11 protein-coding genes and 1 tRNA gene are annotated in these 12,795 nt (G+C 41.5%); 10 read left to right on the top strand and 2 right to left on the bottom strand.

Translation table 11 applies throughout. From position 1 onward, the window contains the following. Window positions 1–236: 236 nt before the first annotated feature. Window positions 237–1,448, bottom strand: coding sequence for a uracil-xanthine permease family protein (locus FWE37_06765; protein MCL2520682.1), 1,212 nt, complete (start codon window positions 1,446–1,448; stop codon window positions 237–239). A 305-nt stretch (window positions 1,449–1,753) separates the two neighbouring features. On the opposite strand from FWE37_06765, the gene FWE37_06760 reads away from it, so the two are divergent. The 10 genes from FWE37_06760 to FWE37_06715 all read left to right on the top strand — a co-directional run bounded on the left by FWE37_06760 (window position 1,754) and on the right by FWE37_06715 (window position 11,021). Beyond that, window positions 1,754–2,305: a hypothetical protein gene (locus FWE37_06760; GenBank protein ID MCL2520681.1), complete on the top strand. Its 552-nt coding sequence runs from the start codon at window positions 1,754–1,756 to the stop codon at window positions 2,303–2,305. Window positions 2,306–2,367: 62 nt separating this feature from the next. Next, a tRNA-Ser gene (locus tag FWE37_06755) sits at window positions 2,368–2,452 on the top strand. 87 nt (window positions 2,453–2,539) lie between these two features. After that, window positions 2,540–3,802, top strand: coding sequence for an L-serine ammonia-lyase, iron-sulfur-dependent, subunit alpha (locus FWE37_06750; protein MCL2520680.1), 1,263 nt, complete (start codon window positions 2,540–2,542; stop codon window positions 3,800–3,802). Window positions 3,803–3,823: 21 nt separating this feature from the next. Further along, a complete protein-coding gene (locus tag FWE37_06745) occupies window positions 3,824–4,429 on the top strand; it encodes a hypothetical protein (protein MCL2520679.1) in 606 nt (201 codons plus the stop codon). Window positions 4,430–4,438: 9 nt separating this feature from the next. Next, window positions 4,439–4,999, top strand: a complete 561-nt coding sequence (locus FWE37_06740) for a DUF2764 family protein (protein ID MCL2520678.1) — start codon at window positions 4,439–4,441, stop codon at window positions 4,997–4,999. Next, on the top strand, window positions 4,999–6,822 hold the full coding sequence (locus tag FWE37_06735) for a V-type ATP synthase subunit A (GenBank protein ID MCL2520677.1): 1,824 nt from the start codon (window positions 4,999–5,001) through the stop codon (window positions 6,820–6,822). Before FWE37_06740 ends, FWE37_06735 begins: the two co-directional genes overlap by 1 nt. Next, a complete protein-coding gene (locus tag FWE37_06730) occupies window positions 6,815–8,122 on the top strand; it encodes a V-type ATP synthase subunit B (GenBank protein MCL2520676.1) in 1,308 nt (435 codons plus the stop codon). The genes FWE37_06735 and FWE37_06730 overlap by 8 nt, the downstream gene beginning before the upstream one ends. After that, entirely contained in the window at window positions 8,123–8,722 is a 600-nt protein-coding gene (locus FWE37_06725; GenBank protein MCL2520675.1) for a V-type ATP synthase subunit D, read from the top strand. Continuing rightward, a complete protein-coding gene (locus FWE37_06720) occupies window positions 8,723–10,555 on the top strand; it encodes a hypothetical protein (protein ID MCL2520674.1) in 1,833 nt (610 codons plus the stop codon). 1 nt (window position 10,556) lies between these two features. After that, window positions 10,557–11,021: a V-type ATP synthase subunit K gene (locus FWE37_06715; protein MCL2520673.1), complete on the top strand. Its 465-nt coding sequence runs from the start codon at window positions 10,557–10,559 to the stop codon at window positions 11,019–11,021. A 49-nt stretch (window positions 11,022–11,070) separates the two neighbouring features. On the opposite strand, the gene FWE37_06710 is transcribed toward FWE37_06715, so the two are convergent. Then, entirely contained in the window at window positions 11,071–12,711 is a 1,641-nt protein-coding gene (locus tag FWE37_06710) for an HDIG domain-containing protein (protein ID MCL2520672.1), read from the bottom strand. Window positions 12,712–12,795: the final 84 nt, after the last annotated feature.

The raw sequence follows: 12,795 nt of genomic DNA, 5'->3' as shown, positions 1-12,795 counted from the left end.
CCGGCAAGCCTTGCCCTTGTGCATTTATGGCTATTAGTAATAAAGTTATAGTTAATATTTTTTTCATAGTAATAGTTTAACATAGTTTGCGGTTAAAGTAAAGCTAAAATATTAAAGTTTGGCCTGTGGTACAGCTTTGTACAAACATTGAGTAATTATAAAGGGAGAGTTACCATTGTGTAAAGATAAAAAAAGCCGGCGGTCTTTTTTACTTAAGGGCCGCCGGCAATAAGGTTTTAACCTTTATTAGGTAAAACTTTATTTAAAATAATACCGGCAATAGCGGCTACCGCTAAGCTAGATAAAGTAAAAGATACGGCTCCAATATTTATCGGGATAGTCGCTCCGCCTAAACCGAGTACCAAAATAGAGGCAGCTATTAATAGGTTACGCGGCTGGTTAAAATCGGTATGGCTTTCTACTAAAATGCGTGCACCTACAGAAGCTATCATACCAAAAAGTACTATCGAAATACCGCCGATGACCGCTGCCGGAATGCTGCTGATAATGGCGCTAAATTTAGGTACTAAGGCTAGCACGATGGCAAAAAGGGCGGCAATGCGCATAACAACCGGGTTAAAAACCTTAGTTAAGGCTAGTACGCCGGTGTTTTCGCTGTAAGTGGTGTTAGCCGGGCCGCCGAACATTGCCGATACGAGAGAGGCTAAGCCATCGCCTAACATTGTGCGGTTTAGGCCGGGGTCTTTAACAAAATCTTTTTTACAGGTGTTGCCTACAGCAATTACATCGCCGATGTGCTCTATAATGGTAACAATAGCCACCGGCGCTATTAATAAAGTTGCATTTACGCTAAATTTGGCTAAAGTAAAGCTGGGTAAACCTACCCAGCTGGCGGCGCCGATAGCACTGTAATCGATATTGCCGGTAACAACGGCAATTAAATAACCGCCCAAAAGTCCGCAAAGTACCGGGATGGCCTGTAAAAAACCTTTAGTAAAAACGCTAATAATAACGACAATTAAAAAGCTGGCAATGGCTAAGGCCCAGTTGCTGGAGGCGCTGCTAATAGCTACGGGGGCTAAAGTTAGGCCGATAATAATGGTGATGGGGCCGGTAACGATAGGCGGAAAAAAGCTTAGTATTTTGGTTTTACCAAACAATTTAATAAGGCCGGCCATAATAAGGTAAATAATACCCGATATAACAATACCACCGCCGGCGTACTCTAGGCCATACATAGTACCAACCGCTACTACGGGGGCGATAAAGGCAAAAGATGAGCCTAAAAAGATAGGCATTTTACCGCGCGTTACTAAATGAAAAAGCAGGGTACAAAGCCCTGCCATAAATAACGCTACCGAAATGTTTAGCCCCGTTAAAATGGGTACTAAAATAGTCGCCCCAAACATAGTAAAGGTGTGCTGTAAGCCTAAAATCACCTTTTTAGATACCGTTAAATCGTCGTTGTACGATTCAAAAAGTTTCATTGCAAACTCCTTTTTTTTGCTTAAACTTTCGTACTTTACACTATAAGCCATAAATGTGTCAAGTGGGTTGCCGTAATTTTTAAAGCCGGAGCATACTAAAAAATAGGTTAAAAATAAGCAAAGTATTCCCTTTTTTTATGTCTTTCGTGGTTCTAGCTTTTCTTTTGTGAGGATTAAAGTTATTCTGTTTTTAGTATGCTTTGGTTCTGAATTATTTTTGCTATGTCAAATATTTTTAAAAATTCCCTTTTATAAAATAGCTTTTTCTTTTATAATAGTGCTATTAAAAATAAAAGGAAATAAAAATGAAAAAAACATTGCTATTGCTTATTAGCAGCATTATAGTTGTAAGCTGCTCGCTAAACGACAATCAACAAAGAGGTAGTAATTTAGCTTATACTACCGATTATATCGATGGTAATGACGTATTAGTGATTACCGGTGCAAACTTTAGACTAGAGCAAGTAACTAACGGCACACGTATTGCCAATGAGTTTAGATTAACTTTAACCGCAGATAATTTAATTGTGACCGATAGTGATGGCGGGCAAGAACTGGTTATACCGTTAACAAATATACCGGTTAATAACATAACGCATACCTATAACCATACTAACCCAAATATATCGGAAGTTACTGTAGTTACTAATAATGTAGTTATTGTGCACCTTACCGGCAATAGGCCGATAGGGCAGGCAATTAAGAGTGTATTAATTAATAACAGCGGAGAAACTATCCAAATATTTCCTTTAATGCCTCCTATTATAGAAAATGGTAACTTGGTAATTAACCATAGGTATTTAGAAGATAACCATTCCATCGCAAGAAGCGGTGTTATTTGGTTTGCTTTAAATTAGTTTTTAACGAGTAAAGGCAGCTAGACAAAGCTTATTAAATAATGTAAGCTAGCCAACAACAAGGGAAGATGTCCGAGTGGTTTAAGGAGCACGCTTGGAAAGCGTGTGTGGTGCAAGCTACCGGGGGTTCGAATCCCCCTCTTCCCGTACCTGCTTTAATAAATAACTAAATTATTTGGTTATTTATTACCTTAAATATTGATTTTTTCTAAAAAATATGTTATAGTTGCCGTTATGCAGTCGTTAAGCAAACTATATAAAAAGGGGCCGGGCCCAAGTAGCAGCCATACTATGGGTGTGCAAGAGGCAAGCAAACTCTTTTTAAAGTACCTAAAAGGCCATAATTTGGCGGATAATCGTTGGGTAGCTACTTTGGGTAAAAGTTTGGCGGCCACCGGTGTAGGCCACCATACCGATTGCACGATTAAAGAGGCTTTTGAGAAAGACGGAAAAAAAATAGAAATTAAATTTGACGAAAGTTATAGTTACCAAAATAAAGGCCATAAATACCACAACCACCCCAATACGTTAAAGCTATCGGCCTATAATAAAGAAGATGAGCCGGTTTATGAGCGGGAATATCTTTCATTAGGCGGTGGCGAAGTTTTTGTGGTGGGCAGTGCCGAGAAAGAGGCCGATAATATCTATCCTTTCAGGAATTTTACGGCCATTAAAGAGCACTGTTATAGCCATAACTTAACTTTGCCGGATTTTGTTCGGCAATATGAAGAGGCCGGTAGCATTAACATAACCGAATATTTAACAGATATATGGCAAACGATGGTTAAAGCTATCGCCGATGGCCTTAGCGGTGAAGAAAAAGTATTAAAAGGCGGCTTAAATTATGTCCGCCGAGCTAAAGATTTTTATGAGCGAGCTCAATTTGATAGAAATAAAAATGCCTATCTTTATAGTTATGCTTTGGCGGTAATGGAGCAAAACTCTATCGCCGGTAATGTAATGGTAACGGCTCCTACTTGCGGGGCGGCCGGTGTTGTGCCGGCAGTGCTTTATCATTATTTTAAGGACGAAAAAAAACTGCCCGTAAGTGCCGATAACCCTCAAGTAATTGAGGCCTTAGCGGTAGCCGGTATTGTAGGTAATATAGCTAAAACTAGGGCGAGTATCAGCGGGGCGGTGGCCGGCTGCCAAGCCGAAATTGGGGTGGCCTGCGCTATGGCAGCGGCGGCTTTAGTATTTTTGCGCAGCGGCGGCAAAAATATCGAATTGATAGAGCAAGCGGCTGCCATAGCCCTAAAGCATAATTTGGGGCTAACCTGCGACCCGGTATTGGGGCTGGTGCAAGAGCCGTGTATCGAGCGTAATGCCATTAAGGCAGCTATGGCCGCCAATGTGGCCGATTATGTGATGTTGCGAGGCAGTCAGGCAGTTATTTTTAGTTACGATGAAGTACTAGGGGTTATGTTGGAAACCGGCAAAGATTTAAAAGAAAAATACCGCGAAACCGCTAAAGGTGGTTTGGCTAAATGTTATTAATAAATAAGGAGAAATCTTTCAGTGGAAATACAGTTGCAAGAATTAATTACTAAAATTAAAGATGAAGGTGTACTTACTGCTAAGACAGAGGCCGAAGCCATTATCGCGCAAGCTAATGCCGAAGCTAAGGCTATTGTGGATAAGGCTAATCAGCAAGTTAAAGAGGCCTTAGAAGAGGTTAAAAAGGCCGAAGAAATTGCTTTGCAAAGGCAGCAAGAGGCTTTGGCACAGGCAGGCCGTGATTTAATTTTGAGTATACGTCAAAAGCTCTTTAACTCCTTTGATATGGCTCTTACAGCAGCTACCAAAGAGGTAACCGTTAATAGCTTGGAGGAGTTAATTAAAGTGGCCTTAGGCTCGCTTGATAAAGAAAGCGGATACGAAATTGATATTAGCAATGCCGATGCCGACAAAATGTATACCGCTTTAAAGGCTAAATTTGCAGATATGTTTAAGGGCGGCCTCGATATTAAAGCCTCTTCTACCATCGACAGCGGCTTTAGGCTGGGGGTGAAAGATGGTTCGGCTCTTTATGATATTACCGATGAGGCTATTGTGAGCAATTTAAAACATTTTTTAAGCCCTAAATTGGCCGAAGACTTTAGAAAAGCCACCCTCGTTGTTTAAGGAGCCACTATGACTAGTCTTTATTACTTAATAGCGAGTTTGCCGGCTTTGCTTTTTGATAAAGAGCCGGCTATTAACTACCAAAAGTTTTTATATTATGCCGAAGCTGTCTTAACCGAAGATTATTTTGCTAGGCTTAAAGCTTTTAATTTACAAGAACCGCCTTTGAGTATGGTTAATCTTAAAGAGCTGGAAAAAAACTATTGGCAGTGGGACATAAGCTTAAAAAACGATTTAGTAGAGCTTAGGGCCGAAGCGCGCGGGATAGATATTAATAAATATAAACGTCCCAGCCCCGATATGGGTACTAAAAATTTGGCTTTAACGGCCTTTAGAGAGAGCAATCCTTTAAAAGTAGAACGCCAGCTAGATATTATGCGTTTTAATTTATTAGAAGACAGCAAAAACGGCGACTATTTTAGTTTTAATAGCCTGCTTATTTATGGTATGCAGCTGCAAATTTTAGAGCGGCGCATGGGCTTTAAGGCAGATGTTGGCCGCAAACGTTACGATGAAGAATACGAAAGTATTTTAAAAGATGTTAAAGAAGTATTAGCGGAGAATATTTAATGAGTGTGAGTGAAGGTGTAGTGCAAGGCATTAACGGCAATATGGCTGCCGTAAACTTTGAGGGAGCAGTCTCTTTAAATGAAGTAGGATATATTGTGTTAGACGATGGCTCACGGCTTAAGAGTGAAGTTATCCGTATTAGAGGCAATAGTTGTCAAATGCAAGTCTTCGAGATGACGCGCGGAGTTAAAAACGGCGATAAAGTAGAGTTCACCGGCGAGCTATTAAGTAGCGAGCTGGGACCCGGTTTAATTGGCCAAGTTTACGATGGGCTGCAAAACCCTTTGCCCGAGCTGGCCGCCGAAGCAGGACTTTTTTTAAAGCGCGGGCTTTACCTAGAACCGCTTAGTACCGCCACTAAATGGGCGTGGACACCAACGGCTAAAGTGGGTGAAGTACTGGCGGCCGGTGATGCGATAGGTTTTGTACCCGAAACGCAATTTAAACATATTATTATGCTACCTTTTAACTTTTTAGGAACTTATACTTTAAAAAGTATTAAAGAGGCCGGCAGTTATACCATACGCGAAACTATCGCCGAAGTTACCGATGAACGCGGCCAAAGTTATCCTTTAACGATGAGCTTTCATTGGCCGGTTAAGCGTCCCATCAGGCTTTATGCCGAGCGTTTAATGCCTAGAGAAGCGCTGGTTACCCAAATGCGTATTATCGATACTTTTTTGCCGGTAGCTAAGGGTGGTACTTTTTGTACACCCGGCCCTTTTGGTGCCGGTAAAACGGTGCTGCAGCATATGATTAGTAAAAATGCCGATGTGGATATTGTTATTGTAGCGGCCTGTGGGGAACGTGCCGGTGAAGTTGTAGAAACTTTGCGCGAGTTCCCCGATATTGTCGACCCCCGCAGTGGGAAATCGTTGATGGACCGTACTATTATTATTTGTAATACCTCGTCTATGCCGGTAGCCAGCCGCGAGGCTTCGGTTTACACCGCCGTTACAATGGCCGAATATTACCGCCAAATGGGGTTAGACGTTCTACTTTTAGCCGATAGCACCAGCCGCTGGGCGCAAGCTATGCGCGAAATGAGCGGCCGTCTTGAAGAAATACCGGGTGATGAGGCTTTCCCGGCTTATCTGGAGTCTACCATTGCTTCGTTTTATGAACGTGCCGGTTTAGTACAGTTAAAACCAAGTATTGCCAAATTTTATGAGCAAACCGGTGGCGGCCGTAAAGACGGCAAGCTGGGCAGCGTAACCATTGGTGGTAGTGTATCGCCGGCCGGCGGTAACTTTGAAGAGCCCGTTACACAGGCCACTTTAAAGGTAGTAGGCTGCTTTTTGGGATTAAGTTACGAGCGCAGTTATGCCCGTAAATACCCGGCCATTCACCCGGTGGAAAGTTGGAGTAAGTACAAAGGTATTTTACCGGCTCATCAGGTAGATTTTGCCCACAATATGCTGCTTAAAGGCGTTGATGTAGAGCAAATGATGAAAGTTTTGGGCGAAGACGGCGTAGGGATTGAAGACTTTGAAATTTATTTAAAAGAAGAGTTTTTAGATGCCGTTTATTTACAGCAAAATAGTTTTGATAAAGTAGATAATGCCGCCTCGCCGGAACGGCAGCGCCGGGTGTTTGATGTAGTTTTAGATGCCTTAGTGCATGAATATAATTTTAAAGATAAAGACGATGCTCGTGCTTTTTTTAACACTTTACGGCAAAAGTTTATCGACTGGAATAGTTATGCCGAAGGTGATAGCGGTTTTGCTAAATTAGAGGCCGAATTAAAAGGTTTAATACAGGCGCGGCAAACCGGCGGTTTTGTACCGGGCAGTGCTGGGGCAAGAGGAGAAATACCTGGCTAAAGTTTATAATAAAATAGAAAATATTGCCGGTAACGTTATTACGGTACGTGCCGAAGGGGTTTGCTACGAAGATTTAGCCGAAGTGCGTACCCGCTTTGGTTCATCGCTGGCACAGGTTATTAAAATTGATGGCGAAATTATTAGTTTGCAAGTATTTGCCGGTGGTCGCGGTGTGGCCACTAACGATGAAGTAAGGTTTTTAAGCCGCCCGATGAAGGTGTCGTTTTCTAATAATCTTTTAGGCCGTATCTTTAGCGGTTCGGGCGAGCCGCGTGATAACGGCCCCCGTCTTAAAGAAGATTTAATCGAAATTAACGGGCCGTCGTTTAACCCTTCTAAACGTATTTTACCTAAAAATATGATACGTACCGGTATCCCGATGATAGATTTGTTTAACACTTTAGTGCGTTCGCAAAAGCTACCGATTTTCTCTATTTCGGGCGAGCCGTACAACGAGCTTTTAGCGCGTATCGCTATGCAAGCCGAAGTAGATATGATTGTGCTGGGTGGTATGGGTTTAAAGAACGATGACTATCTTTATTTAAAGGAAACTTTAGAGGCAGGCGGGGCTTTAAGTCGCACTACGATGTTTGTGCACACTGCCAGCGACCCAATTGTAGAATGTATTTTAGTACCTGATATGAGTTTAGCCATAGCCGAACAATTTGCTTTGCAAGGTAAAAATGTGCTGGTATTGCTTACGGATATGACCAACTTTGCCGATGCCCTCAAAGAAATTGCCATTACGCAGGAGCAAGTGCCCAGTAATCGCGGTTACCCCGGCGACCTTTACAGCCAGCTGGCCAGCCGCTACGAAAAGGCGGTGGATATTGAAGGACACGGCTCCATCACCATTTTGGCCGTTACCACTATGCCCGGTGATGATGTTACTCACCCTGTGCCCGATAACACCGGTTACATCACCGAAGGGCAATTTTATCTTAAGGGTGGCAGGATTGAGCCGTTTGGTTCGCTCAGTCGCTTAAAGCAACAGGTTAATGGTAATACTCGTAAAGACCACCGTGCCCTGATGGACGGCCTTATCAAGCTTTACTCTAGCTATAAGGATTCGTTGGAGAAAAAATCGATGGGTTTTACTATGAGCAACTGGGACGATAAATTGTTACGTTATGGTGCTTTGTTTGAAAAAGAAATGATGGACCTATCGGTAAATGTAAGCCTAGAACAGGCGTTAGATAATGGCTGGAGTATTTTAGCCAGCTGCTTTAACAAGGACGAAACGGGGTTAAAATCGGATTTAATTGCCGAATTTTGGCCTAAAAATAAAGAAGGAGGCTAAATGGCAACGGTTAAGCTAACTAAAAACGAGCTTAAAAAGCAAAAAGATGCCTTAAAACGTTTTAAACGCTTTTTGCCTACCTTAATGTTAAAAAAACAGCAGCTGCAAAGTGAAATTAAAAATGCTGAAGCCGAACTAGAAGAGGCGCAAAGCATTTATGAGCAGTTGCTGGGTAACTTTAACGATTGGATAGCGGTATTTGCCGATGATACCCCTCTACCCGAGCTTTTTAAACTTAAAAACCTTGAGATAGAACGCGGTAACATTGCTGGGGTAAATATCCCCATCTTTAAAGGTGCCGACTTTGAGGATATGGAGTACGATTTATTTACCACCCCGTTGTGGGTAGATAAAGCTGCCGGTTTTATGAAGCAGGCGGTAGAGTTAAATATTCGTACCAAAATTGCCAAAAAGAAGGTAGAGTTATTAAGGCATGAATTATTGGTTACTACACAACGTGTTAATTTATTTGAGAAAGTAAAAATACCCGAGATAAATAGCAACATTAAAAAAATTGCCGTTTATTTAGGTGATGTGCAAACGGCGGCCGTTGTGCGCGGTAAAATTAGTAAGAAAAAATTAGCGGGAGGAGGCGGCTAAATGATTGTAACAATGAAAAAAGTAGCTTTAGTTGCCCAGAGTAAAGATAAAGCTTTGGCGCTTGGCCTGCTGGCCGATGCCTCTGTTTTTCATGTAACGGCTAAAGATGGTTATAGCGAAAATTTACATAACTATAGTAACGAGCTAAATACTTTAACGGCTTTATTTAATAGTTTGCCGGCTAAGGTTAAAGCCGATGATAGTTTTATCGGCAACTATGAGGTTTTGGTAGATAAAATTAATCGGTTAAGAGAAAAAATTAAAGCTAACGCCGATGAAATAGTTAAACTTAAAACCGAATTTGAGCGCGCTAAAAAATGGGGTAACTTTAATCCCGATGAGTTAAAGCAGCTAACTGCCGGTAGCTTTGCCATGAGGTTTTATGTGGTTGATAAAATAACCTTAAAGCAGTTAAACAAACTTAAAGACGAAACTGTCTATTTTATTTTAGCTAAAGCTAAAAATTTGCAGTTATTATTAACTTTGGGTGAGGTAAGCGAGCTTTTTAAAGGTAAAGAATTTGTCGTGCCGCAAAAAAGTTTAGCCTTAATGCAAAACGAAATAAGGTACTTAGCGCTGGAAAATCGTAAATTTAATGACGAACTCGTTAAATTAGCTGCCGCTAAACATTTAATTAAAGAGCGCATTAACCAGCTAACCGAACAGATAGAGTATGAAAAAACCAGCTTAGCGGTAGATGAGCAGGGCGAATTAGTCGTTATTAGGGGTTTTGTACCCGAACCCGATTATGCGGCCTTTAAAGAGCAAGCTAAAACCAATAAATGGGCAGCCATTTACGATGATGTGGCTTTTAACGAAGATGTGAGTGGCGTGCCTACGAAAAGTGTTTATCGCGGGGTAGGTAAAATGTCGAGCATTATTTTAAGGGCTTTTGATTTAATACCCGGCTACCGCGAATTTGATATGACCACGCCGCTGTTTATCTTTTTTAGTCTTTTTTATGCGTTGCTTGTCAACGATGCCGGTTATGGTCTTGTCTTTTTAAGCTTAGGCCTTGTTGCCTGTGGTATAACTATAATTAAAGGCAAAAAAATTGGGGCAGGCCATATTTTTTGGTTATGGTTATCTATCCCCACTGTAATATGGGGGGCCTTAAAGGGCAGCTGGTTTGCTGTAGAGGCTATCGCCGAGCGGCCATTCCTTGATCAATTTAACCTAGCTTGGTTTGTCAACGACCAAAATATTATGTGGTTAAGTTTTACCATTGCCTTAGTGCATTTAACTTATGCTCATTTAATGGCCTTCTTTCGCAAGGTGCGTACCAATTTTTGGCAAAGTTTTGCCGATTTAGGCAGTATTGGTGTTTTGCTAGGTATTTATCAGGTAGTTTTAATGCTTATCTTAGATGTCGAGCCGTCTAGCTGGACACCGCACGTTATAGCCATTGGTTTTGCTTTAATTGTGCTTTTTGGCCAGCAGAGTAAAGGGGTAACTATTGGAAAAGGTATGTTAAGCGGCCTTGCCGGGATATTCCCAACCCTGCTCGGCAGTATCGGTAATTTTTCCGATATTATTAGCTATATCCGTTTGTATGCCGTAGGGTTGGCCGGTGCCGGTATTGCTATGGCTTTTAACGATTTAGCTTTTGGCACAACCGCCGATTTAGGGCTTACAGGCGTACCTGCGGTTTTATTTTTGGCCGTCTTTTTAACGATTGCCCATGTGATGAATATGGTGCTGGCTATTATGGCCGTTATTGTGCACGCGGTTCGCTTAAATTCGCTGGAATTTTCCAGCCATTTAGGACAACAGTGGTCTGGGTTTCATTATAAGCCATTTGTGGCAAAAAATATATTAGAGGAGAATAATTAATATGAATTTAGGAGAAATCGGTTTTTTTGCCGCTTTTGCTTTGGCTGCTTTAGGTAGTGTTTACGGGATTGTTGCCGGTAGTTTAGGTGCGATTGGAGCATGGAAAAAAGGCTTTTTAAATGGTAAAAATGCCGATATGTCGCTGGTGTTTTTTGCCAGCTTCCCGCTTAGCCAAAGTTTATACGGCTTTGTTTTAATGCTTTCTATTCGCACGGCTTTAAATAGCGCCGTAGTAATAGATGGTGTGGTGCAAAATAGTTTGCCTTTAGGAGTAATTGGTTTATTTGCCGGTGCCGTTATTGGCCTTTGCGCCGCTTTACAAGGTAAAGTTTGTGCCGCCGCTGCCGATGCTAAAGGTGAAACTGGTAAAGGCCTTGCTCAATACATTATTGTTTTGGGTGTGCTAGAAACTGTAGCTCTTTTTGCTATGGCCTTTGGTATGTTAATGGTTGGCGGCTTAAGCTAACTGATAGTTGAAAGTTGAGAACTGAAAGCTGATAATTTATTAATGATTGTCAGCTTTCGGCTATTAACTTTAATAAGTTTTCTTTGTGGTTAATTTTAGGTTCGTCAATTACTCTGTCCAGTAAGTAATTAAGGGTTTCGCCGATAGCGTGGCCTTTTAGCCCTTGCTTAAGTAAATCGTGGCCGTTAACGGCTAAATCGCTCACAAATAAAGCCGGATTTGTATAGCAAATTTGACGAATACGGCTTTCCAACTCATCAAAAGAGGTGTCAATAACCTTACCCGCTGTAGCGTAGAGGTTAGCTTTATTTAAAGCCATCAACTCTTCGATAAAGCGGAGTAAACTATCCATTTTGCTATATATATTTTCATTTTTCTTATTATAGTCTATATGGTGATGAGCTAGACGAGAGAGCAAGCGCCTAACTTTGGCATCGCTCCAACTGCCGGTGTACTTTATGTTGTGATTTTCTACCAGCGGGACCAGTTTATTGGTTTCGGCTGTAGTAAAGTGGTATTCCTTTGCAATATCTTTCATTATTTTGGCCCCAACTGAGGTATGGCTATCGCCTGTAGCTAGTGCCTGTGTTTTGCCAATATCGTGAAAAAGAGCGGCTAACCGAGCATTCTTGTAGTTAACCGGTACAAAACTTAAAGTTTTTATTTGGTGGTCAAGTAGGTTTTCTGCATTTGTGTGGCTAATCGAGCAGCATTCGTTGAGTTGCTTAAAAAATAAGGTGATGAGGCCACAATCGCGCATAAGCTCTAAAGCCTCTTCGGCATTGTCAGCTAAACAAAGTTTTTTAAATTCTTCGGCAACACGTTCTTTACTAACGGAGTTGGTAATGGCTAAATTAGCTCTAATAGCTTCGTAAGTGGTTTGGTCTAGCTTAAAGTTTAGCTGGGCTACAAAACGCAGGGCGCGCAGCGGCCGCAGCCCGTCTTCTCTAAAACGTTTACTGGGGAGACCAATGGCCTTAATTAGTTTATTATCTAAATCTGTCCTACCCAAATTAGGGTCGTACAATTTATTATTAATTAAATCGTAGGCCATGCTATTAATGGTAAAATCACGCCGGGTTAAATCTTCATCGATATTGGTAGCGTAAGCAATGCTATCGGGGTGGCGGCCATCGCTGTAGCTGCCTTCGCTGCGAAAAGTGGTAATTTCAAATTTTTGCTCGTCTATCATAACGGTAACGGTACCGTGCTTTATCCCGGTAGGGAAAACTTTGCCCGGCCCTTTTCTGGTAGGGTTTAGTTGCTGTAGACGCTCATATTTAACATGATTAAGGCTGATGAGCCCGACATTGCCCCAAATTTCTTGGTCAATAAGAATTTGAGCTTTAGGGTTAATTAGCTGGGTAATTTCGCGCGGTTTGGCATCGGTGGTAATATCGTAATCTTTAATAGGTTTGTTTAAGAGATGACTGCGCACCGCACCGCCCACCAAATAACATTGGAAACCTGCTTGTTTAAAAATATTTGCTAACTTATATAACGTTTTATTTGCTGAACCAAACTCTATCATATCTTCTATCAACCTTCGGTAAAAAATTACCGTAACTATATTAAATAGTAAGCGGCGGCTTATGTCAAGGGCAATGGGTTGTTTAAACAGGGCTAAAAGTTTTGTAATCGGCTGCCGTAACTTGCTTTTATGCAGGTAATAGATGTAATTGCTACTCATTTATAGGTATCAAACGCTCGATATAAAGTTACGCCCCGCAGGCCAAACTTTTAAATTTTAGCTTTACTTTAACTGTAAGTTATG

It is taken from the genome of Spirochaetaceae bacterium, assembly GCA_009784515.1.
Lineage (GTDB): Bacteria > Spirochaetota > Spirochaetia > WRBN01 > WRBN01 > WRBN01.
Note: the sequence above shows the minus strand (reverse complement) of the source record. Positions and strands in the feature narration are given on the sequence as shown.